23 protein-coding genes are annotated in these 23,337 nt (G+C 63.6%); 12 read left to right on the forward strand and 11 right to left on the reverse strand.

Annotated elements, in window-relative coordinates; translation table 11 throughout:
• From DV706_RS10170 to DV706_RS10200, 7 genes are all read right to left on the reverse strand, one after another.
• Positions 1–579, reverse strand: a complete 579-nt coding sequence (locus DV706_RS10170; RefSeq protein ID WP_006064718.1) for a GTP--adenosylcobinamide-phosphate guanylyl transferase — start codon at positions 577–579, stop codon at positions 1–3.
• Positions 579–1,340: an adenosylcobinamide-GDP ribazoletransferase gene (gene cobS / locus DV706_RS10175; RefSeq protein ID WP_006064717.1), complete on the reverse strand. Its 762-nt coding sequence runs from the start codon at positions 1,338–1,340 to the stop codon at positions 579–581. Before cobS ends, DV706_RS10170 begins: the two co-directional genes overlap by 1 nt.
• Positions 1,337–2,293 (reverse strand): adenosylcobinamide-phosphate synthase CbiB, encoded by a 957-nt coding sequence (gene cbiB / locus DV706_RS10180; RefSeq protein ID WP_049889631.1) that lies wholly within the window; start codon positions 2,291–2,293, stop codon positions 1,337–1,339. Before cbiB ends, cobS begins: the two co-directional genes overlap by 4 nt.
• A 64-nt stretch (positions 2,294–2,357) precedes the next feature.
• Positions 2,358–2,990, reverse strand: a complete 633-nt coding sequence (locus DV706_RS10185; protein WP_006064715.1) for an HAD family hydrolase — start codon at positions 2,988–2,990, stop codon at positions 2,358–2,360.
• Positions 2,991–3,248: 258 nt separating this feature from the next.
• Positions 3,249–3,860 carry a translation initiation factor IF-2 subunit beta gene (locus tag DV706_RS10190; protein ID WP_006064714.1) on the reverse strand — a complete coding sequence of 204 codons (612 nt, stop codon included), beginning with the start codon at positions 3,858–3,860 and terminating at the stop codon, positions 3,249–3,251.
• Positions 3,861–3,949: 89 nt separating this feature from the next.
• Positions 3,950–4,336, reverse strand: coding sequence for a DUF5789 family protein (locus tag DV706_RS10195; RefSeq protein WP_006064713.1), 387 nt, complete (start codon positions 4,334–4,336; stop codon positions 3,950–3,952).
• Between the two features lie 54 nt (positions 4,337–4,390).
• Positions 4,391–4,846 carry a ferritin-like domain-containing protein gene (locus DV706_RS10200; protein ID WP_006064712.1) on the reverse strand — a complete coding sequence of 152 codons (456 nt, stop codon included), beginning with the start codon at positions 4,844–4,846 and terminating at the stop codon, positions 4,391–4,393.
• A 133-nt stretch (positions 4,847–4,979) separates the two neighbouring features.
• Between DV706_RS10200 and DV706_RS10205 the strand changes: the two genes are divergently transcribed.
• The 8 genes from DV706_RS10205 (at position 4,980) to leuD (ending at position 13,414) form a co-directional block, all read left to right on the forward strand.
• A complete protein-coding gene (locus DV706_RS10205) occupies positions 4,980–5,573 on the forward strand; it encodes an Lrp/AsnC family transcriptional regulator (protein WP_006064711.1) in 594 nt (197 codons plus the stop codon).
• A gap of 386 nt (positions 5,574–5,959) precedes the next feature.
• Positions 5,960–7,201 (forward strand): LeuA family protein, encoded by a 1,242-nt coding sequence (locus tag DV706_RS10210; RefSeq protein ID WP_449406815.1) that lies wholly within the window; start codon positions 5,960–5,962, stop codon positions 7,199–7,201.
• A 338-nt stretch (positions 7,202–7,539) separates the two neighbouring features.
• Entirely contained in the window at positions 7,540–9,357 is a 1,818-nt protein-coding gene (gene ilvB, locus DV706_RS10215; protein ID WP_136350858.1) for a biosynthetic-type acetolactate synthase large subunit, read from the forward strand.
• Positions 9,354–10,022, forward strand: a complete 669-nt coding sequence (gene ilvN, locus DV706_RS10220) for an acetolactate synthase small subunit (protein ID WP_006064707.1) — start codon at positions 9,354–9,356, stop codon at positions 10,020–10,022. Before ilvB ends, ilvN begins: the two co-directional genes overlap by 4 nt.
• Positions 10,015–11,067: a ketol-acid reductoisomerase gene (ilvC, locus tag DV706_RS10225; protein WP_006064706.1), complete on the forward strand. Its 1,053-nt coding sequence runs from the start codon at positions 10,015–10,017 to the stop codon at positions 11,065–11,067. The genes ilvN and ilvC overlap by 8 nt, the downstream gene beginning before the upstream one ends.
• 12 nt (positions 11,068–11,079) lie before the next feature.
• A complete protein-coding gene (locus DV706_RS10230; protein WP_006064705.1) occupies positions 11,080–11,358 on the forward strand; it encodes a hypothetical protein in 279 nt (92 codons plus the stop codon).
• Positions 11,355–12,776: a 3-isopropylmalate dehydratase large subunit gene (gene leuC / locus DV706_RS10235; protein ID WP_006064704.1), complete on the forward strand. Its 1,422-nt coding sequence runs from the start codon at positions 11,355–11,357 to the stop codon at positions 12,774–12,776. The genes DV706_RS10230 and leuC overlap by 4 nt, the downstream gene beginning before the upstream one ends.
• Positions 12,773–13,414, forward strand: coding sequence for a 3-isopropylmalate dehydratase small subunit (gene leuD, locus DV706_RS10240; protein ID WP_006064703.1), 642 nt, complete (start codon positions 12,773–12,775; stop codon positions 13,412–13,414). The genes leuC and leuD overlap by 4 nt, the downstream gene beginning before the upstream one ends.
• A 75-nt stretch (positions 13,415–13,489) precedes the next feature.
• On the opposite strand, the gene DV706_RS10245 is transcribed toward leuD, so the two are convergent.
• Together DV706_RS10245 and DV706_RS10250 are read right to left on the reverse strand one after the other, a co-directional pair.
• Positions 13,490–14,857: a permease gene (locus tag DV706_RS10245; protein ID WP_006064702.1), complete on the reverse strand. Its 1,368-nt coding sequence runs from the start codon at positions 14,855–14,857 to the stop codon at positions 13,490–13,492.
• 23 nt (positions 14,858–14,880) lie between these two features.
• A complete protein-coding gene (locus DV706_RS10250) occupies positions 14,881–15,213 on the reverse strand; it encodes an SHOCT domain-containing protein (protein ID WP_006064701.1) in 333 nt (110 codons plus the stop codon).
• A gap of 218 nt (positions 15,214–15,431) precedes the next feature.
• On the opposite strand from DV706_RS10250, the gene DV706_RS10255 reads away from it, so the two are divergent.
• From DV706_RS10255 to DV706_RS10270, 4 genes are all read left to right on the forward strand, one after another.
• On the forward strand, positions 15,432–16,346 hold the full coding sequence (locus DV706_RS10255) for a DMT family transporter (RefSeq protein WP_006064700.1): 915 nt from the start codon (positions 15,432–15,434) through the stop codon (positions 16,344–16,346).
• Between the two features lie 124 nt (positions 16,347–16,470).
• A complete protein-coding gene (locus tag DV706_RS10260; protein WP_006064699.1) occupies positions 16,471–17,955 on the forward strand; it encodes an HTTM domain-containing protein in 1,485 nt (494 codons plus the stop codon).
• 50 nt (positions 17,956–18,005) lie between these two features.
• Positions 18,006–18,986 (forward strand): isocitrate/isopropylmalate family dehydrogenase, encoded by a 981-nt coding sequence (locus DV706_RS10265; protein WP_006064698.1) that lies wholly within the window; start codon positions 18,006–18,008, stop codon positions 18,984–18,986.
• A 109-nt stretch (positions 18,987–19,095) separates the two neighbouring features.
• Positions 19,096–20,181: an alpha/beta fold hydrolase gene (locus tag DV706_RS10270; protein ID WP_006064697.1), complete on the forward strand. Its 1,086-nt coding sequence runs from the start codon at positions 19,096–19,098 to the stop codon at positions 20,179–20,181.
• A 96-nt stretch (positions 20,182–20,277) separates the two neighbouring features.
• Here the strand turns inward: DV706_RS10270 and DV706_RS10275 are convergent, their stop codons facing one another.
• Together DV706_RS10275 and dph5 are read right to left on the reverse strand one after the other, a co-directional pair.
• A complete protein-coding gene (locus DV706_RS10275) occupies positions 20,278–22,188 on the reverse strand; it encodes a polysaccharide deacetylase family protein (protein WP_006064696.1) in 1,911 nt (636 codons plus the stop codon).
• Between the two features lie 317 nt (positions 22,189–22,505).
• The gene (dph5, locus tag DV706_RS10280; RefSeq protein WP_006064695.1) at positions 22,506–23,318 is read right to left on the reverse strand and encodes a diphthine synthase; all 813 of its coding nucleotides are present in this window, start codon (positions 23,316–23,318) and stop codon (positions 22,506–22,508) included.
• Positions 23,319–23,337 lie beyond the last annotated feature (19 nt).

Here is a 23,337-nt window from a genome sequence, read left to right on the forward strand (position 1 = left end):
TTACTGGTCCTCCGCAGCCAGTCGATCGGCTGCGATACGGGCATCTTCGCGTCGGTTCACATTGATCGCGAGTCGTGGATCGTAGCTTACGTGTGTCATGGATTCAGGTTCGTCCGCATCGCCGACAACGTTGACCCCGGTCGGCGCGAGGTGATCATCCGGCTCGAGTGTCGAGTCGATACTGACGTCAAGCCGGCGCTTGAGAGCGACAGGCACACAGACGGTCCGCGAGGCGTCACTCTCGCCATGGACCGCGAGCACCCGGTCGACCGTCGCCCCCGAAAGCAGCGGGAGATCGGCTGCGACGGTCAGAATCGGCGGCTCGAGCGCAGGGCGCTCGAGCAGCGCCATGAGGTCTGCCACGTAGCCGTCGCCGTTGGTTTCAACCGTCCTCACGCCATTAGCGCGCTCGAGATGGGTCTGCGTCGTCGGCGCGTTCGACGAGACGGCGGCGTAACGGGTGTCGATGCGACTCGCCTCGAGGGCCGAGAGCACGCGATCGACCATCGCCACCCCGTCGATCGGATGCAACGGCTTCTCGTGGGGGCTCTCGAGGCGGCTGCCTTCGCCGCCACACATCACAACAGCGTCCATGCGATCACCCCCGCGTGGACGCCCCCGATGCGACCGATTTCGTTTGCCGCACCGAAGATGTCGCCGTTGAGCCCGCCGAGGTGCCGGCTCGCCCAGTACCACGGGAGGCCGATGCCGGCGACGGCCCCGGCGAGTGCGACCGCACTGGCTGGGTGTGGCCACGTTAACGCGACCGCAGGGAGGGCGACGACGGCCGGGACGACAAACGAGGCTGGGCTCGAGGCTGTGGTGAACTGTCGTCCCATCCCCTCGTGGCTCGCGTGGCCGAAACAACTCATCGCGGCCAGGCCGAGTTTCGTCCCGACTTCGGCGGCGACTGCGATAGCGACTGCCGCGAGCACGGGTAGACCAGCCAGTGCGAGCCCGGCCAGTCCGAGTGCGGCGACGACGACCGAGACGGCGAGCAGTGCGCCAACGCCGGTCGTCGTGTCCTTGAGGACCTCACGGCGGCGTTCGACGTCGCCGTGGACGACGAGCGCGTCGCCCAGATCCGCCACGCCGTCGAGGTGGTGGATGCCGACGACGGCGTAGGTCGCGAGCAGGTAGCCAACGGCGACTGTCGCCGCCGGGAGCACGTCGGCTGCGAACAACGGCACCGCAGCCAGCACCCCGGCGACGTAGCCGACAACCGGAAACGCCGCCGGCCGCGAGCGAAACGCGTCCCAGTCGCCGTCTTTGTAGCCGACGGGAAGCCGGGTGAGAAAGCCGAGCGCGCCACGCACCGCGGCGAGGTGGTGGCGCATCATCGAGCGATCACCTCGAGCGATCCCGCCAATGCTGTCAGTACGGCCGCGAGCACGACGGCGAGAAGCGCCGCGACAACGGCGGCTCGGCCGACGACGATGATGGCGCGCTCGCCGTCGGCCCCCGTCGGTAGTTCGGCACCGGTGTTGAGATCGTAGACGCCCGGCTTCGTGAGTCGAACCGAGAGCACGCAGGCGAGCGTCGCCATGGGCCACCCCGAGTTGGGTGAGGGTGGATCGCGCGCCCACTCGCGCGCACGGAAGACCGCACGCGGATCCGCACCAGCGAGTGCGATCGCGATTGCGGTCACTCGAGCCGGGAGCCACATCACCAGATCGTCGAGATATGCGCTCCCGGTACCGTGGGGTTTCGACGGATAGCCGAGCATCGAATCCAGCGTGTTGACGCCTTTGATCCACGCCGCGGCGGCCGCGGCGGCCGGCAGCGAGAACGGTGCGAGCAGAGTAAACGGGAGCAACGTCGCGACCAGCCCGTCGGCGAGGTTCTCGCCGGCGCTCTCGACCGCCCCGCTGCGAATCTCTGCGGCCGACAGCGTCGACGTATCGCGGCCAACGAGTCCCCGAATCTCCGTGCGAGCCGTCTCGAGGTCGTCACACTCGGTCGCCGACACGACTGCCTCGGTCAACTCGAGCAGCGAGCGAAGGCTGGTCGTCACGAACAACACGAGCCCGGCAACGGCACCACTGACGACCGGCGAGACGGCACTCGTCGCCAGCACGAGCCCGCCTGCGACGACTGCAGGGACGAGCGGGACGACGAGGGCGATCGCGAACCCCACCAGTCGCTGGCCGCGCTCGCTTGTGGCCCACTCGCGGTCCAGCGGGGCGATAAGCTGGCCCAGCCACGCCACCGGGTGAGCGGCGTTCGGTGGCTCGCCAACGAGCAGGTCGAGCGTGAGCGCCAGTCCGATGACGATGATCGTCGTCAGCAACACTGTTGTCTCCCCCACTGCGTCGGGCCGCCGATATCGCGCGTCTCACCGGTGCCCGTCTGCACGGTCATGGTGTCCGTTCGCGGTCGGCCAGCCTGGCCGGAATCGACTCGAGTGGATGCTCTGTGAGCAACAGTGCCGTCCCGCCGACGGCTTCGATACCGCCGTCGGTCCGCGGGTCGTCGCCGACGTGGACGAGGTCGGCTGGTTCGATATCGAGTTCGGCCGCGGTGAGTTCAAAAATCTGGGGGGCGGGTTTACGCCAGCCACAGCCGACGCTCGTGACGATGGCGTCGAAATCGTCGCGGTCGAACGTCGACCGGACGAGCGTCCGCCCCACCAGTTCGGGCACGCTACAGTTCGAACAGATCGCGACGGGTCCGTGCTCGCGGGCGGCCGCGACTGCCTCGACGGCACCGGGTCTGGTGTCGACCTCGGGATCGAACGCCGAGACGACCGCCCGGCGGGCCGCGTTTCGCTCGTAGCTAACGTCGCGACTCGAGAGCGCGCGCGAGACGTGTGCCGGCAGCGGTACCTCAGCGCCCTCGGGGGCGTCGATGTGGACCTCGGTGTAGGCGTCGTCCCAGTCCTCGGGAACGTCGACGTCCCGCTTTTCGAGTTCCGTCGCGACGGCGGCGGCCGGATCGTTCGGTTTATCGGCGGTCACGAGCGTGTCAAAGAGGTCAAACGAGACTCCCACGTTCGCGTAACTAGTGCAAGTTGACTTTAGCGTATCGAGGCTGGGTTGGAGTCACACGGGCGAGAATCGTCGGCGCTATCGTAACAACTGAACCGATTTGCACACATCGCACAGCAGTCGTGCGATGCGGTGTGCAGTGGCGTTCAGTGGCTACGATAGCTGTAGACGACTCGCCGATCGCGGGGCTCGAGCTGTGCCGGCTTCGAAAAGCGGAACGAGAGAAAAAACGGAACTGAGAGAGACTGCTTTGCAGTTCGCTCAGGCGAGTCGAGCGAACGCGAGGTTACCGGAGATGTTCTTGATGTAGATTTCGACGACGTCGCCCTCGTCGGCGCCGGGGACGAAGATCGTGTAGTTGCCTTTCTCAGCGACACCGTCGCCTTTGCGGCCGGTGCCGGTGATCTCGACCGTGTAGGTCTTGCCCTCTTCGACGGCGTCGGCTTGCTGTTGTCGCTGGCTGCTCGCCGAGCGTTTGGTGACCGGGCGGAACGCACCACAGGCGTCACAGCGCAGCATCGGCGTGCGGTCTTCGCGCACGAGACGGGTGTCCGGCAGGCCACACTCCGTACAGAGGACGTACTCGTCGACGTAGGCGTCGACAGCCGCGTTGAAGTCCTTCTCAGAGAACGTCCCGTTGTATCGGCCACGGCCGTCCTCGAGTTTGCCGCTGGTCCCCATCTCGCGCTGGATGAATCGGTGCAGGTGTTCGTCTTCGCGCGAGAGCACGTCGGCGATATCGTCGAGGTTCGTAAACCGCGTGAAGGCACCGTCTTTCTGGGTCTGTGCGTCAGGGATCTTCAGTCGCTGTTCGTCGCCGCCGATGTCCGGTACGTCTTCCATCGCTCGGTCGAGACTCGAGTCGTAATCCATACGCGAGAACAGCGGCCGCTGACGTAAATCGGTTCTGCTATGACAGTCGGGGACGGCGCGGTGGCGGGCCGACTGTCGATGACACGTCGCTACAGCGAGTCGCTCCCGCGATCGCTGATCGAATCCTGGTTCTTCTCATCGAGACTGGCGAGATCGCGCTCCGGGTTCGTCTCGGTCGGCGCTCCGGCCTGGCCAGTGAGCTCGCCGTACACTGCCTCGCGGACCGCCTCGGCGCTGTCGAACTGTTCGCCGGCCAACCGATCGAAGACGCTGCCAAGCGACTCCGTCTCGTTCGGCAGGTCGATCGGCTCGTTGGCGTACTCAGCAGCGAGTTCCTCGCTCGTAACCGGGTACTCGAGGTCGCCCAGATGGTACTCGGCGTCCTCGAGGATCGACTCGGTTGTCTCGGCCCGCTGGGATTGCCGTCGTTCGGCGCGGTCCTGTGCGCGGTCGCGGCTGGGGTCAGTCTCGCTCATGGCCGGCGCTACCGTTGGGCCACCGAAAAGCGGCTGGCTGGCGATTGCGAGCCGTCAGTCCTGTGGGAACTGTTTTTTGAAGCCGCGGAACTCGGTGTGGTGGGCCTCCTCGTCGGCCAGAATCGTCACGGCGACGTCTTCGGTGACTGGGTCGTTCGCCTCGGCGGCGGCCTCGTGGAGCGATCGATACAGTTCGATCGCGTTGTCTTCGGCCTCGAGCACGCCGTCGATGACCGACTGGACGTCCGTCGTGTCTTCGGGAGGCTGAAGGCTGTGCTGGCTGGCCTCGAACGCCGCCGAGCCTGGCGGCGACTCGTCGAGTTGCTTCAGTCGCTCACCGAGCATTCGGGCGTGGTCGAGTTCCTCCTGAACGTCTTCCTCGAGACTCGTTTTGACTTCCTCGGCGTGGACGCCATCGAGGACGATTGCGTTCGTCTGATAGTTCATTATCGTCTCGTGTTCGCTGATGTAGGCCTCCGTCAGGAGGTCGGTGATCTCGTCTGTCGTCATGCCGAGACGCGCTACCACGGCGATTCCTAAAACGGTATCATGTGGCTCGGATGACAGTCACGCCGATCGTGAGTGACACTCCTTCGGGCGGCAATACCAGCCCTCTTGACGCTTGCGGCCCAATCGACTGCGTATGCGCGACCTCGACGACACTGACCTCGAGATCCTCGAATTACTGCTCGAGGACGCCCGCCGGCCGTACAGAGAAATCGCAGATCACGTCGGCCTGACGCCGCCTGCCGTCTCGGATCGAATCGCACGCCTCGAAGAACAGGGGATCATTCAGGGGTTTACGATCGACGTCGACCGGGAACGACTCCGAGGAGACGTGCCCGTACTGGTCGAACTCGAGGCGAAACCGGGCGCTGTCGACGACGTCTACGCTGCCGCAGCCGAGCTGCCGGGTGTCGACACCATTGCCGAGGGGATGGACGGGCGCGTGATCGTCCACGCGACGCTTCCTGACGCAACTGCTCGCTCGTGGCTCGAGTCCGAACTCGACCTCGAGACACTGACTGGCTACGACGTGACGCTACTCGCGCGCTCGGACCGGGCCGTCGGACTCTCCGCAGAGGGATTCTCCCTCGAGTGTGTGGTTTGTGACAAACAGATCACTGGCGATGGCGTCACACGGACGGTCGGCGGCGAGGTAAAGACGTTCTGTTGTTCCTCCTGTGAGGCTCGCTACGTCGACGAGTACGAGGCCCGCCAGGAAGCGCTCGAGTAGCGAGACGCCGCTGGCGGTCCGGACTGACGTGTGAAACGACGGCTCGGACTCGGAAAAGTAGACGAGTGGACGATTCAGTAGCAAATAATCGACCGCTTAGCGAAGCAGCGTGTCAGGAAACAGCTTGATCTGACCAAACGTCCATCGACGAGCGCGCGCCAGCGTGTGGGGTGGTTCGTGACGGGTGATCACGCGCTGTTTCGGAGAATATGGGCGCTGCTGGCGAGTGGATCCGACTCGAGACAGATATGATAATAGGACGTGGGGTCATGTAATAGGCCGTTGATGTCTTGCGTTTTCCTCCGTTTGGTCCGGGCTGATTACACCCTGTCATATCAGCCAGCGGCCACCACAGCGTCAGTTTTATATATGTCGTCCCACCTGGGATTCAGATACAATGTCTTCACAAGACAACCCGTCCTCTGACACCAGTCAGGGGGGTCGAGTTCTTCCAGGGCACGTTAGATTCCACTGACGAAATAGAGTCAGCACGTGTCTTTGATACCACCCTCCGGGATGGTGAACAGTCTCCCGGAACTTCGTTCTCCTACGACGACAAACGGCAGATCGCCTCCGTTCTGGACGACATGGGGACACATGTCATCGAAGCAGGGTTCCCTGTCAACTCCGACGCGGAGTTCGAAGCCGTTCGTGATATCGCTTCCTCGACGCAGTCGACGACCTGCGGGTTAGCCCGTGTCGTCGATGCGGACATCGAGGCCGCACTGGATTCGGGCGTCGAGATGGTGCACACGTTCGTCAGCACCAGCGACGTCCAGATCGAGGATTCGATGCACACCACACGGGACGAAGTCGTACAGCGCGCAGTCGACGCAGTCGAGCGTGTCACCGAGACGGGAACGACGTGTATGTTCTCGCCGATGGACGCGACACGGACCGACGAGCAGTTCCTGCTGGACGTGATCGAGGCGGTCACGGACGCAGGCGTCGACTGGATCAACATTCCCGACACCACTGGCGTCGCGACGCCGACCCGGTTCAAGGCCATGATCGAGAAGGTCTGTGCCCACACCGACGCGCGAATCGACGTCCACACACACGACGACTTCGGGCTGGCCACCGCAAACGCGCTGGCTGGCATCGAAGCGGGAGCAGATCAGGCACAGGTCTCCGTCAACTCCATCGGCGAGCGGGCCGGTAACGCCGCCTACGAGGAGTTCGTGATGGCCGTCGAGTCGCTCTACCAGACCGATACGGGGATCGACACGACTCGCATCACCGAGCTCTCGGAGATCGTCGAAGAGAAAAGCGGCATGGGGACACCGGGCAACAAGCCGATCGTCGGCGACAACGCCTTCTCCCACGAGAGCGGGATCCACGCCGCTGGCGTCATCGAAAACTCCGATACGTTCGAACCCGGCGTTATGACGCCGGAGATGGTCGGTGCAAAGCGCCGACTGGTTATGGGCAAACACACCGGGACCCACTCGGTCCGTGAACGCCTGCACGAACGCGGATTCGATCCGACCAGCGAGCAAGTCAAAGCAGTCACTCGTCGCGTCAAAGACTACGGCGCAGAGAAACGACGGGTCACCGTCGACGACTTAGAGCGCTTCGCCAAGGAGGCTGGCGTCGAACGCCAGCAAGAGGAGGAGGTGCGCGTCTAAGGGATGGCTGCTCCGTTTGCCACCGTCCGCGAGCCCCTGCTGTGGCGCTCGAGCGGATCGAGCCGTAGAACTCGCAAGGATTATGTCCCTCGAGGAACCTACGTAATCGGTAATGACGGTTCGCACCCGGCTGTCGGTCCGTTCGCAGATGGACGACAGCAGTGCGCTCGCTTCGATTCGTATTGTAGGGGCGTCCTCGCCCCACCTCTAGTCCACCGTAGCTCCGATTCCGAACTCGTCGCACCGTTTTCACAGCGCCATGCAATCCAGCAGATGACAGCACACTATACACTCAGCGACAACCGAATGGATCGCCGCACTGCGGCGGGAGGCAACCGATGAGCGAACGCGCAGCAGAGGTTCCGCCAACTGATGCAGACGAACAGGACGACGACCAGATCTCCGACAGCGCAACGCCGGACGCCGCTACTGGCGACACCGAGTCGGCCACGGAGACGACTCCGAGGCCGGTCACCAACGGTGCCCAGTCGGTCGTCCGCGCCCTCGAGAACGCCGGCGTCGAGTACGCCTTCGGCGTGCAGGGCGGGGCGATCATGCCCGTCTACGACGCGCTGTACGACTCCGAGATCTACCACGTGACGATGGCCCACGAACAGGCGGCGGCCCACGCGGCCGACGCCTACGGCATCGTCTCGGGCGAGCCGGGCATCTGTCTGGCTACGTCCGGCCCTGGTGCGACGAACCTCGTGACAGGGATCGCCGACGCCGACATGGACTCGGACCCCCTGGTCGCCCTGACGGGCCAGGTGCCGACGGAGTTCGTCGGCAACGACGCCTTCCAGGAAACCGATACGACCGGCGTTACGAAGCCGGTCACGAAGGACAACACGTTCTCGAGCGACCCGGATCGGGTCGGCACCGACGTCAGCGAGGCGTTCGCACTCGCCCGCGAAGGACGACCCGGCCCGACGCTGGTCGACCTGCCCAAAGACGTCACCAACGGCGAAACCGACACCGAACCCGACGAGCCGAAAACGCCCGACACCTACCACGTCCAAGAGCGGGCCGACGCCGAGATCGTCGCTGCCGCGGCCGAGCGACTCGAGAACGCGGCTCGCCCCGTCATGCTCCTTGGCGGCGGCGTCATCAAAGGCGAGGCCAGCGAGGCCTGTCGTGAGTTCGCGATCGAACACGACATTCCGGTCGTCACCACGATGCCCGGCATCGGGGCGTTCCCCGAAGATCACGAACTCTCGATGGAGATGGCTGGCATGCACGGCACCGGGTTTGCCAACATGGCGATCACCCACTGTGATACGATGTTGGCGATCGGGACACGATTCGACGACCGCCTGACCGGCGGCATCGAGACGTTCGCGCCCGACGCGGAGATCATCCACATCGACATCGATCCCGCCGAGATCAGCAAAAACATCTACGCTGACTATCCGCTGATCGGCGACGCCGAGACGGTCGTCGACCAGCTCTCGGCTGCCGTCGAACGCTCGCCGGAAGCCAAGAAGTGGCGCGCCCAGTGCCAGCAGTGGAAATCCGACTACTCGATGGCCTACGACGCCCCCGAAGACGAGCCGGTCCAGCCGGAGTTCGTCGTCGAGGCCTTAGACGAGGCGACGGCCGACGACACCATCGTCACGACCGGCGTTGGCCAACACCAGATGTGGGCCTGCCAGTACTGGACCTACACCGAGCCCCGAACGTGGGTCTCGAGTCACGGCCTCGGGACGATGGGCTACGGCCTGCCTGCAGCGATCGGCGCGCGACTCGCGGCCGACGACGAACAGGATGTCGTCTGCATCGACGGCGACGGCTCGTTCCTGATGACGCTCCAGGAGCTGTCGGTCGCGGTTCGCGAGAACCTCGATATCACCGTCGCGGTGCTCAACAACGAGTACATCGGGATGGTCCGGCAGTGGCAGGACGCCTTCTTCGAGGGACGTCACTCCGCGTCGGACTACCACTGGATGCCCGAGTTCGACAAGCTCGCCGAAGCCTTCGGCGCAGCCGGCTTCCGTATCGACGACTACGATGACGTCGCAGAGACGATCGAGGCGGCAATCGACTACGACGGCCCCTCGGTGATCGACGTCCACATCGACCCCGAAGCGAACGTCTACCCGATGGTGCCAAGTGGCGGCGACAACGGACAGTTCGCACTCACGGAGGATCAACTATGAAACGCGGATTAGAAGGCCCACCACCGGAAGAGCGACCGACACCCGCTGGTCGGCGCAACAAGCAAGGCATTCGTATCGATCCCGAAGTCGAGGCGAGACACGACCCTCGCCGAACGGTCATCTCGGCGCTGGTCAAACACGAACCCGGCGTGCTCTCTGACGTCTCGGGGCTGTTCTCGAGACGGCAGTTCAACATCGAGAGCCTGACCGTCGGCCCGACCGAAGACGAGGAGCGTGCCCGAATCACGGTCGTCGTCGAAGAGCCCGACCCCGGTATCGACCAGATCAAAAAGCAGCTGCGAAAGCTGGTGCCGGTGATCTCGGTGCGCGAACTCGAGCCCGACGCGATGCGCCGAGAGCTTGCGCTCGTGAAAGTCGCAGCCGACCGACCCGACCAGGTCGCTGCTGTCGCAGAGATGTACGGCGGCAAGACCGTCGACTCGTGTCCGGAGACGGCGACGATCGAAATCACGGGTGCACGCCAGAAAATCGAGGCTGCGGTCGAGACGTTCAGTCAGTTCGGCATTCGGGAGATCTCCCGGACTGGACTGACGGCACTCGCCCGTGGGACCGACGAAACAGCCGCACCCGCATCAGCGGGTGCCGCCGACGAGATGAATCGACAGGAAAAACACCCCCACGCCCAAACTGCAGACGATGACTGACGAATTCACCACCGACATCTACTACGATGACGACGCAGACGAATCGATGCTTGACGACGAGACCGTAGCCGTCCTCGGCTACGGGAGCCAGGGCCACGCCCACGCGCTGAACCTCCACGAGAGCGGGGTCGACGTGGTCGTCGGTCTGCGCGAGAGTTCGTCGTCGCGCTCGGCCGCTGAAGCCGACGGACTGACCGTGACGACGCCTGCCGACGCCGTCTCGCAGGCCTCCTACGTCTCCGTACTCGTTCCCGACACCGTCCAGGCGACGGTCTACGAGAACGACATCGCACCCAACCTCGAGGCCGGCGACACGCTGCAGTTCGCCCACGGGCTGAACATCCACTACAACCAGATTCAGCCGCCAGAAGGCGTCGACGTGACGATGGTCGCCCCGAAAAGTCCGGGCCACCTCGTCCGCCGGAACTACGAGAACGACGAGGGAACGCCCGGTCTGCTGGCAGTCTATCAGGACACGACCGGCGACGCGACGGAGCGAGCGCTCGCATACGCGAAGGCAATCGGCTGTGCCCGCGCCGGCGTCATCGAGACGACGTTCCAGGAAGAAGTCGAATCCGACCTCTTCGGCGAGCAGGCCGTCCTCTGTGGCGGCGTGACCGCCCTGGTCAAACACGGCTACGAGGCGCTGGTCGATGCGGGCTACTCGCCCGAAATCGCGTACTTCGAGTGTCTCAACGAACTCAAACTGATCGTCGACCTGATGTACGAAGGCGGCAACATGGAGATGTGGAACTCCGTCTCCGACACCGCCGAGTACGGCGGTCTCACCCGTGGCGACCGCATCGTCGACGACCACGTTCGTGAGAACATGGACGAGGTCCTCGAGGAGATTCAAAACGGCGAGTTCACGCGCGAGTGGATCCTCGAGAACCAGGCCGGTCGACCAAGCTACAGCCAGCTCCGACAGGCCGAACAGGAACACGAGATCGAAGACGTCGGCGCCCGACTGCGCGACCTGTTCGCCTGGGCCGACGAAGAGAGCGACTCCGAAGCAGAGTCCGCCGAAGTGGCGGCAGACGACTAAGCACACACGACAATGAGCGAAAACGACACACCCGAGACAATGGCCGACGTTGGCCACACCAACCCCTACACCGGGGAGACGGCTGGTCGACTGTTCAGCCGCGGGCCAACCGTCGCGACAGACGGCGGTGAGCCACGTAAACCGACTGCGACGGATCGGAACGGGCGCACCGAGAGCCGAACGATGAAAGACGTCGATCACACGCCGCCCAAGCAGGCGGCCGACGCAAACCGTGTCTTCGAACGCGGGAGCGAACACGAAGACGAAGACACCGTAGAGGACGCAGAATGAGTGAGGGAACACTGTACGACAAGGTCTGGGATCGACACAAAGTCACCACGCTGCCGACTGGACAGGATCAGCTGTTCATCGGGCTTCACCTCATCCACGAGGTCACGAGCCCGCAGGCGTTCGGGATGCTCCGCGAGCGCGACCTCGAGGTCGCTTATCCGAAGCTGACTCATGCGACGGTCGACCACATCGTGCCGACGGCCGACCAGTCCCGTCCGTACGAGGAAGATGCCGCCGAAGAGATGATGGCCGAACTCGAGGAGAACGTCCGCGAGGCGGGCATCGACTTTTCGGACCCGACATCGGGCGATCAGGGGATCGTCCACGTCATCGGTCCGGAGCAGGGGCTCACCCAACCCGGCAAGACGATCGTCTGTGGGGACTCCCACACCTCGACACACGGCGCGTTCGGCGCGCTCGCGTTTGGGATCGGAACCAGCCAGATTCGTGACGTGCTCGCGACGGGCACCGTCGCGATGGAGAAACAGAAGGTCCGCAAAATCCAGGTCGACGGCGAACTCGGCGAGGGTGTCGAAGCGAAAGACATCATCCTCGAGATTATCCGCCGACTCGGTACCGAAGGCGGCGTCGGCTACGTTTACGAGTACGCCGGCGAGGCCATCGAGAACCTCGGCATGGAGGGTCGGATGTCGATCTGTAACATGTCGATCGAAGGCGGTGCTCGCGCGGGCTACGTCAACCCCGACGAGACCACCTACGAGTGGCTCGAGGAGACCGACTACTTCCAGGACAATCCCGAGAAGTTCGACGAACTCAAACCGTACTGGGAGTCGATCCGATCGGACGAGGACGCCGAGTACGACGACATCGTCACCATCGACGCAAGCGACCTCGAGCCAGTCGTCACGTGGGGAACCACGCCCGGTCAGGGCGTCGGCGTCACCGAGCCGATCCCGACACCCGAGGACCTGCCCGAGGAGAAACAGGACACGGCCCGACGCGCTCAGGAACACATGCGTGTCGAGCCCGGCGAGACGATGGAAGGCTACGACATCGACGTCGCCTTCCTCGGCTCCTGTACGAACGCTCGCCTGCCCGACCTGCGCCGTGCCGCCGAGATCATCGAGGGCCGACAGGTCGACGATGACGTCCGTGCGTTGGTCGTCCCCGGCAGCCAGCGTGTCCAGCACACCGCCGAAGAGGAGGGCCTGAAAGACACTTTCGAGGAAGCCGGCTTCGAGTGGCGCAACGCCGGCTGTTCGATGTGTCTCGGCATGAACGAAGACCAACTCGAGGGCGACGAGGCCTCTGCTTCCTCCTCGAACCGGAACTTCGTCGGCCGACAGGGCAGCAAGGACGGACGCACCGTCCTGATGAACCCGCAGATGGTCGCCGCGGCGGCGGTCACCGGGGAAGTAACTGACGTGCGCGAACTGAAGGAGGTGACCACCGCATGACTGGCACTGACGACGTCGAGATTCCGGAAGTCGACTACGTCTCCGGCTCGGGCATTCCGATCCGTGGCAACGACATCGACACCGACCAGATCATTCCCGCGCGATTCATGAAGGTCGTCACCTTCGACGGGTTGGGCGAGTTCGCCTTCTTCGACCTGCGATTCGATGACGACGACAACCAGAAAGACCATCCGATGAACGAGGATCGGTTCCAGGGTTCGTCGGTGATGGTCGTCAACAGCAACTTCGGCTGTGGCTCCTCGCGCGAACACGCCCCGCAGGCGCTGATGCGCTGGGGCATCGACGCGATCATCGGCGAGAGCTTCGCCGAGATTTTCGCGGGCAACTGTCTCGCCCTCGGCATCCCGACCGTGACGGCCGACAGCGAGACGATCCAAGAACTGCAGGCGTGGGTTGACGAGAACCCCGACAAAGAGATCGACATCGACGTCGAGGCTGAGACAGTCACCTACGGTGATCAGACGATCGACGTCACCGTCGACGACGCTCAGCGCAAAGCCCTCGTCGAGGGCGTCTGGGACACGACGGCGCTGATGAAGTCCAACGCCGGCGAAGTGACGAAGTTGGCCCAGGAACTGCCGTACGTCGACGACGCCGCGATTCCCGAAGCAGAGTAGGCGTCAATCGTAGCTTCGACCATCGATTGCCGTTTTACCCGTCGCGCTCGAGACGATCAATCATCAATATCACCACTAGAGATACGCTTCCGGGGAGTTCCTGAACTGTTTGCGTGAGTGCTCGCTCTCGAAATAGTAGATCGACTCGTCGTAGACTGTACAGAAGTCCGTGTCCTTGACCGTGAGTTCGGCCCCTGTCACCGGGTCGTGGACAGTTCGATCTCCAGGCGCGCCTTTTTTCCCTCGGACAAGAAGGACACCAAAGCCAACTGCGATGAGCAGGAACAGACCGTTCAGGATCGTCACTGGCTCAAAGCCGAAGATAGTGATACCGTCTCGTGCGTCCGTTACGGTCGGATCCGGAACGAGTCCGACCGCTGTGAACAGATAGTATACGATGAACCCGGTCATCGCCATCGAGACAAAGAGGATGATCGACAATCGGGTGCCGATTTTCTTTCCGAAGATTTTGCGATAGATCCGGATCAGTTGCGGCACGATCAGGTCCGCATAAAGGAACGCGATGACGCCTGCGAAGGCAAAGCCCGAACTCCACAGCACGGCAGCTAAGGGGACGTTCCCGATCGATCCGACGAACGTGGCCAGGGAAATTAGTGGACCGAGTACGCTGTTGTACGCAATCTGGGTGACGCCGACGCCGCCACCCTCAAACAAGAGCGTCCAGAACGTCTGTGGAACGGCAGCCGCGACAAGTCCCGCCAAGAGAAAGCCGATCGCGAGCTCCTTCCAGAGCATCTTGAGGTCCTTCAGTGTTTGATTTGCCGCCTCGACCCAGCCGTTCCACGACGTGATCTTCTCCTTCCATGATGTCGTGTGAACGTCCGGATTCTGCTCGAACAGGTCCTTGCAGCCCTCCGAACAGAAGTAGACAGTTTCGTTCTTGTGAGTGTCCGGAATGCCGTTTTCCCTGTTGAGACGCATCTTGCACACTGGATCAGTAACGACTGGCTCTTCGTTTTCGATGAGGCGTTCTCTGACCTGTCGTGCTTCGTCGTACGGGATCATACTATGGACGAAGACGAGAGCAATCAGGATGAAAATCGGTGCGCCGACCGCTTGCGCGAGGGCAAACTCCCACCCAATGAGCGCCCAGATGACGAACGTGAGCCCAATCACGAAGTTCGTCGAGGCGATCAAAAACGCCACAGTGGGGAGCAGATGGGCCCCTTTCTTGAACAGTGTCTTTGTCGCTGCGATGTCTCCGAACGAGCAGGACGTCGATGCTGCGCCGAACCCCATCGCATAGAGAATGGATTTCGGACTTGCATCGCCCATGTAGTGGACCATTCCCTCCTTGGAGACGAACGCTTGAATCGCCCCGGAGAGCATAAAGCCCAGTAAGAGCGCCCAGAGTGCCTGCCACAAGAAGTCTCCAGCGAGCAGGAGTCCATCGCCGACCGTTCGTAGAAGTGACCAGAACATTCGTTACCTCCGTGAAATAGTATTCATTCGTCGAAACCGGTTTCAAGCCGGTGTCGCCGCTTTTCGTATTCTTCTTGTGTCAACTCTCCACGAGCGTATGCCCGTCTGAGTTCCTCGACAGCGGTGTCGTCGTGGCTCCCCAGCAATCGATAGCCACCGTAGCCGAGCAGGAACAGAAAGAGGAGTGGGAGCAGTGCCATCCACAGCCAGGCACCTATTCCCATCCCGGTTCCCCACGCTCCAGTGTGCATTCCACCCATCATCGGCACTGTGACACCCATCATCACGAGTGGTACTGCGACCAGAGCGAAGAGTACGATGAGGACCGTTCGAGCGATTGTGTCGGATTCGGTCATACGCCTACCTATGTTCGACTGCCTTTCCTGCCTTTCCGTTAATTTTCGAAAGTTTAGGACCCCTGTAATCTCCAACTCTAAACCGAGACAGACAACCTCAACGCTGATTTCGGATAGATCGGGCTCTAATCCGCTCACACGATCGACTAGCGACGATAGCCGACAGTCCCAGTATCGAAACCGCCAGCGCTTTCGGAGATTCAACCCTAGTATATCGTATGTCCCGTGTCCTCGATGTGTCGCTTTTCCTGGTCCTCGCCGTGCTGTGGGGACTCTCGTTTCCAGCGATTTCGGTCGGCCTCGAGTATCTCCCGCCGTTGCTGTTTGCGGCTTTCCGGTACGATATCGCAGCTGTCTTGCTGTTGGCGGCGGCCGTCGTGCTGACCGACGACTGGCGACCCACCGGGCGGAACAACCTCGTTGCGATCGCGGGCGGTGGACTCTTTCTCGTCGCCGGCAACGGCCTGTTGTTCATCGGGCAGCAGACCGTCCCCAGCGGCGTCGCCGCCATCTTGCAGGGGTTGGTTCCGATCATTACGGCCCTGTGGGCGATCCTGTTGCTCGGCGAGCGCCTTTCGGCGGTCGGTGCCGTCGGCGCTGCGATCGGCTTTCTCGGCATCGGCCTCGTCGTCCAGCCGGATCCGGCCAACCTGCTTGCAGGTGACACCGTTGCACGACTGCTTGTCATCGGCCAGGTCGTCAGCGTCGCCCTCGGCGGCGTGGTCGTCCAGCGGGCCGCACCGACGATTGAACGAGTCCCGCTCGTCGGCTGGTCGATGCTCGTGGGGGGACTCGTCTTACACGCCGGCAGCCTGCTGCTCGGTGAGCTCCCCACCACCGACGCGGTCGCTCCGATGGCGCTCGTCATGCTGGTCTACCTCGGCGTCTTCTCGACGGCGATTGCCTTTTTCATCTACTTCCGGATCCTCGAGCAACACGGCGCGTTCGAGGCGGCGCTCGTCGCCTACGTGGTCCCGATCGTCGCGACGGTTGCAGGCGTGTTCCTGCTCGACGAGTCGATCGGTGCGCTGACGATCGCCGGCTTCGGGCTCGTCGCCCTCGGGTTCGTGTTGCTCAAACGGCGCGCGATCGCCGAGGCAGTGGGGATCACGTCCAGCGTTAGCAGCCCCTGAAACCGTCGTGGCCGCCATCTCGGCGGGATTGCCCCGCGATACGGTTTCGCATCTGTCGCCGTCGAAAGGGAGAAAACACTTATAGTACTGTTGACAACCCTGGGCCACTTCGATTTCAGCCCCCATGACAGGCCCTCCCACTGATCGAACACCGACCCAGCGGCGACGCTCGAGAGGGTTCGAGTCGTTCCGAGCGGCCCTCGAGTCGCGTCTCGGCATCGACCAGCGAGCCCTCGGTGCGTTCCGGATCGCACTTGGCGTGCTCTTGCTCGCCGATCTCGCACTCCTCCGGTTGCCGGGGCTGGACACGTTCTACACCGACGCGGGCGTCTTTCCGCGGTCGACGCTTCTGGAGGCGTATCCGATGGTCGGACGGGTATCGATCCACGCGTTGTCCGGGGCGGCATGGTTCCAGGCGGTGTTGTTCGCGCTCGCCGGTGGATTCGCACTCCTCCTGCTCGTTGGCTATCGAACCCGCCTCGCGGCGCTTGGCTCACTCGTCCTCTTCGCGTCGCTGCACGCCCGAAATCCACATCTGGTTAACGGCGGTGACACGATCCTGCTTAGCTTCCTGCTCTTTGGTCTGTTCCTCCCGCTCGAGGCCCGGTGGTCGCTCGAGGCCCGTCGCCAGCCCGACCCTCACGGTCGTCGCGTGTGCTCGATCGCAACGGCGGCGATCCTGATCCACTTCGTGGCCATCTACGTGACGAACGCGGTGCTCAAGTTTCAGAGCGGGCCGTGGATGAACGGCACGGCGGTCCAGCAGATCTTTCAGTTGAATCAGTATCTCACGCTGCTCGGACCGGCGCTGTCGGCGTACCCGACGGTGCTCGCCGCGACCAACTGGCTCTGGACGGCCGTGTTGACCGCCGGCGCGTTGTTGCTCGTCGCCACCGGATGGCGTCGCATCGCGCTCGTGGCGGCGTTCGTCGCGACACACCTCGGGATGGCGGCGACGATGCGGCTGGGTGTGTTCCCGTTCATCATGACCGCCGGCCTACTGTTGTTCCTCCCGCCGGGCGTCTGGGATCGGCTCGAGCGGCTCCTCGTTGCGTTCGACCTCGAAAACCGGCTCGGCGCTCGCTCGGCGGGAGACGGTGACGACGCGCCCGCGAACACGGTGGAAGACGACGCGCCGTCTCGCCCCGGGCGCGGTCGTCGACTCGTTGTCTCCGGGCTCGTCGCATGTCTGCTGCTCTCGAGTCTGCTCTGGCAGGCAGCCGGGATCGGCGTCGTCGACACGCCAGCAGTGGAGGGTGAACTCGACGAGGCGGGCTGGACGTTTTTCGCACCGACCCCACCATCGGCGCACAGCTGGTACGCCATCGAGGGGACCCTCGAGTCCGGCGAGACGGTCGACATCGCCAACGCACACCACGACCGGCCGCCGACTGCCGCGGAAACGTATCCGAGCACGCTCTGGAAACGCTACGGGATGGAGCTGCGCTACGCCGACCAGACGCAGTACGAATCGGCGGCCGCATCCCTCTGTGAACGGACGGACCGCGAGGTCGACTCGCTGACTATTTCGCTTGTCGAACAGCCCGTCGATCCTGATGGCCCGGTCGGCGAGCCGACAGTCTACGAGCGACTCGAGTACGACTGTTGAGCGTCGCCCGTATCGATACCCTCTTTTCTCACCCACAGAGAGATGCAGACATGACTCACGAAATCGCCGTCATCCCTGGCGACGGAATCGGACAGGAAGTCACACCAGCCGCGATCGAGGTCCTCGAGGCGCTCGACATCGACTTCGAGTTCGTCGAAGCCGACGCTGGCGACGCGGTCAAAGAAGCAACCGGCGAGGCGCTGCCCGAGGAGACCTACGAGCTGGCGGCCTCGGCCGACGCGACGCTGTTCGGTGCGGCCGGCGAGACGGCGGCCGACGTCATTCTGCCGCTCCGAGATGCAGTCGGCTCGTTCGTCAACATCCGCCCCGCGAAGGCGTATCCCGGCATCGACGCCGTCCGTCCCGAGACGGATCTGGTCTTCCTGCGAGAGAACACGGAAGGCGTCTACTCGGGCCACGAAGACCGCCTGACCGACGACGTCTCTACGCTGACCCGCGTCGTCACCGAGTCCGCATCGAGAGAGCTCGCCGAGTTCGCCTGTGACTACGTCGACACCGACGACCACGACGGCTTCACGATCGTCCACAAGGCAAACGTCATGCGCGAGACCGACGGCCTGTTCCGCGACACCGTCGCCGAGGTCGCCGACGAACACGGCGTCGAAACCGACGAAGTGCTGATGGACGCCTTCGCGACGCACGTCTGTCTCGACCCCGAGCAGTTCGACGTCGTCGTCTGTCCGAATCTCGCGGGCGACGTCCTCTCGGACCTCGCAGCCGGTCTCGTCGGCGGGCTCGGCCTCCTGCCAAGCGCCAACGTCGGCACCGAGCGCGCGCTGTTCGAACCCGTCCACGGCACCGCACCCGACATCGCTGGTGAAGGCGTCGCGAACCCGGCTGCGGCGATCATCTCCGCCGCGATGATGGTCGAATACCTCGGCTACGAGGAGGAGGCAGCGGCCATCAACGACGCCGTCGAGGCCACGCTCGAGGAAGGCCCACGAACGGCGGATCTGGGCGGCGACGCCTCGACGGACGACGTGACGGACGCAATCGTCGACCGACTGTAACGCAGCGTCGCCACGTTCTGATCGTCGCCGCAGTCGTTTTCGAACGGTCCTGCTGTTTTGACCGTCAGCCGGCTTACAGTTATAACGGGCCACGTGGTAGCGCCTGCCCATGACTCGAGACGACACCCTCGCCGGCGTCAGCTCACGTATCGTCGACACCGACAGACTCGAGACACATGTCCTCGAGTCGGGTGGCCAAAGCGAGTCGGCCGAAACAGATGGCACCGTCGTACTCCTCCATGGCAACGTCTCCTCCTCGCGGTTTTTCGAGGATCTCATGGCCAATCTGCCAGCCCGGTACCAGGCGATTGTGCCCGACTTGCGAGGGTACGGCGATTCGGAGCGAAAGCCAGTCGATGCGACGAACGGGCTCGGCGATTTCGCGGGCGATCTTCAGGCGCTGCTCGCCGACCTCGAACTCGAGGAGCCACTGACGCTCGTTGGCTGGTCGAACGGCGGCGGGGTCGCGATGCGGTATACGATCGATAATCCCGACGCGGTCGACTCGCTCGTCCTCATCAACCCGCTCTCGCCGTACGGCTTCGGCGGGACGAAAGACCTCGAGGGAACGCCCTGTTTCGACGACTACGCTGGCTCCGGCGGCGGCCTCGGCAACGACGAGTTCGTCGCCGGCCTCGCAGACCGCGACCGCAGCGAGGGTGGGGAGTCGTCTCCGCGGAAAATACTGCGGACGTTCTACGTTAATCCGACCCACAATTTCGACCCGGAGCGAGAGGAATCGTATCTGACCGGCATGCTCGATACGGCCACTGGCGACGAGCACTACCCGGGTGATGCGACACCGAGCGAGAACTGGCCTGGCGTTGCACCGGGCGAGCACGGCGTCAACAACGCCATCTCGCCGAAGTACTGCTCGCTCGAGGCGATCACCGAGATCGACCCCGACCAGAAACCACCCATCACCTGGATCCGCGGCGCGTCAGATCAGATCGTCTCCAACGAGTCGCTGTTCGACGCCGGCACGCTCGGAAAGATGGGTGCGATGCCGGACTGGCCCGGGACGGACGTCTTCCCGCCCCAGCCGATGGTCGGCCAGACTCGGGCTGTCCTCGAGTCGTACGCTGACGCCGGCGGTGAGTTCGAGGAGATCGTCTTCGCAAACACCGGCCACACGCCACATATCGAGGTGCCCGGCGAGTTTCTGGACCGACTCGAGCGCGTCCTCGAGGAGTGACGAGGACTCGGCGTCGCAGACGGGTTCCTGACTGTCGACTGCAGTGCAGCCGCAACTATCCCGCGGTTGTCCCGAAAATCGGGATCGAAGCCGGTCTCAGGCCTCGGTGACCTCGAGCGACCAGTCGCCGTCGGCTTCGATATTGAGCCAGACGGTCCCGCCCGCGCGGTACGACCGCGAGTTGTCGACCGCGCCGGTCTGGTTGACGATCGATTCGCTGCTCCCGTCGGCACCGTAGCCGTCGACGACAAACGCACCGTCGCCGTCGTGGGTGAGTTCGAGTCTGAGATCGCCGTCGGACCAGATCGGGCCGACGTAGCCCGATCCAGTGCCAGTGACGTCTACCGGTGGCTCGTCGAGGTCGGTTGCGTGAATCGCTGGCTGGAAGAGATCGATCGACCATGGCCCGTCCGCGGCGACCTCGAGTCGATACGTTCCGCTTTCGACTGCGGCGATCGACTCGCCAGCGGTGATCCCGGAGGTGGTCACCAGCGAGTCGTCGCGACCGTTGCCCGTCGCGATCAGGTCAACGCTGAACTCGCCGTCGCTGTTGTGGGAGAAACTCGCGCTGAGAACGCCGTCGTCGAGGTTGATCGTCAGCGACTCGGACGATTCCGATCCCTCGAACGCGTAGGATTGGCCTGCCTCGAGAATCGTCCCCTCTGGCCGACCGTCGCTGAACGTCTCGTCACCGTCGTCGTCGCTTTCGAACGTGCCGTCGACGAGATCCGACGGTGTGATGACATCGAGCCCGCGGTGCTCGAGATGATTGAGCAGGTGTTCGAAATCGTCGAGCGACATCCGGTTCTCGTCCGGGCCCACGTCCTCCTCGTCGACGATCCGTGGAATTCGCAGGACGGTGAGCAGCTGATACTGATCAGCGAGATTGATGTGGCGACGCACGCCGTTGTGAAGCGCAGGTCCCCAAATCAGCGGAATCGTGTCCATCCCGGTCGGTGGTACGCCGGACGTACAGGAGCCAAAGAGGAACGCCGAGTCGTGGACATCTCTGATGAGTTCGTTGGTCGTCGCGTCCATCCGATCCTCGGGGATGAACAGGTGGCGTGCGCCGTCTTCGAAGCCGTGGTCCTCGAGTGCGTCCCGATTCGTCTCGAGGACATCTCGTTGCCGGCTTTCGGGCATCTCCGGCAGGGCCATCGAGACTCGAGGATACGAGCAGATGTCCCAGCCACGATCCTGCAGCTCGTTGAGTTGGGTCTGTCCCATCCGGCCCTGGTCGCCGATTCGGTCGGGGCTGATGGCGGCTGCCGCCGTCCAGCCGCGTTCTTCGAGCATCTCCGCGGCGATGTCGTAATGGGAGTCGTGGCCGCCGTAAAACGCCAGGATCGCTTTGCCGTTGTCGGCTCCCTTGGTCCGGCGGAGATCGTCGACGAGCAGTCTGGTGGTCTCGTCTTCCGGCCCCACTGCGACGATGTTGATACGGGTCACGTTCGACAGGTCCGGCTCGCCTTCCGGTTTGTGCTCGTAGCCACAGTCGAGGCGGAACCAGCCGTCGAACTCGTCAGGGATCGTTCGGACGGTGTTGAGCCGTGCGTCTCGGTCCGGCGCGAGGAATTCGACGACGATCCGGTCTGTGGCTTCTGGCTTGACCGCGAGTGACGTATCCCACTCGCGGAGGTCGAGCCCGTCGGGGAAGCGGAGGTTGATACTGGCTTCGCGGTCCTCGCTCTCGATGACGGCTGCCTGCGTGCCGACCCGCGCTTCGTCTGGCGCAGCTGAGAGTTCGGTTTCCCAGGCGTTCCACTCCTCGAGGGTTTCGAAGTCGGAAAGCGACTCGCCCTCGTCGATCGCAGGCCAGCGACTCTGGCCGCTTGCACCTCCAGCGCCGCTCCCATCGTCATCGTCCTGCGAGGTGACTCCATCCGTCACGGAGTCCGCCTCCGGGAGCATATCCGTACAGCCTGCCAGCGCAGCTGACGTCACTCCGGCCGTGGTCAACAGCCACCGTCGAGAGCGTCCATCGCTCGAGTTGCGTTCGTTGTTCATCTGTTGTTACCAGAGTCGTACCAGCCGGTGTACTTGTTAATAGAGCTGTTAAATGATTCCACGGGCACTCCTCCCTCAGTTCCGGTGTGCCCGCGACCGCCCGACAGGTGTCCCGGGCTATCGGAATCGCAGACCGTACCAACGCCGGTCGAAGCCGGATTCGGCTCCGTCTGAGGCCGTTTACCGACTTGTTAAGAACCGTTTCAGGCCGTCTCAAGTGGTTTCAGACGATGGCCGACTCCGTTTGGTTCCACACTGATCGTACAGCCATTGTGCGGTGGGGTGTGCAGTGACGGCCAGTGGCTACGACAATCCGCTTACACGATGTCGAGGTCGTCGCGATCGACACCGGCGAGTTCGACCAGCGCATCTGCCTCGAGCAGGTGACAGTCCCCAGGAACGACGAGCAGATGCAGCGGGTCGCCGAACTCGCGCTCGGCAAGGGCGGCCATCGTGTCGGCTTCGACGAGTGGGTCCGGGCTGCCTGCGCGGGCGACGACGACGCCGACGAGGTCGGGGTACTCCTCGGCGAGCAGTGCCGCACCCACGTCGGCGGTCATGTACTCCTCGACCGTCTCGTCGCCCTCGAGACGGTTCGTCGCGGCTTCGTTGTCGACTTTGATGTCGAGATAGACGCCGGTGTGCAGGCCGTCTTCGCGGTTGTCGTCGATCGTTCTCGTTACGCTCGCCGGAAGTCCGTCAGCGCCGTGCGCATAGGGGAACGGCAGCGTCGTCGCCTTTCCGAAGCGATAGTTCTGGAGGCCGGTCAGCGCGCTCGTGGCCGTCTGGGCCGTCACGCCGTGGATCACCCGCGTCTCGATACCCCGGTCGTGAGCGCGCAAGCGAAGGTCGACATGGGTCGTCGAGATCATCGTATCGCCCGCGGTGAGGAAGGCGACGTCCTCGTCTTCGGCGGCGGCGAGGATGTCGTCGGGGTGTTGTTCGACGCCTGCGCGGTCGCGAACCTCGATGTCGACGCCGTGGTGGGACTCGAGATCGTCGACGGTCGTGCCGATCAGTTTGCTGGTGTAGAACTCGGCGTAGGCGCGATCGGCGTTGCGAAGCGCCTCCTGGCCCTCGACGGTGATCGATCGTTCGTCGTAGAGTCCGAGACCGATGAAGGTGAGCATGACGGGCCTAGCGCCAGCG

Source organism: Natronorubrum bangense (genome assembly GCF_004799645.1).
In the GTDB taxonomy this organism is placed as follows: Archaea; Halobacteriota; Halobacteria; order Halobacteriales; family Natrialbaceae; genus Natronorubrum; species Natronorubrum bangense.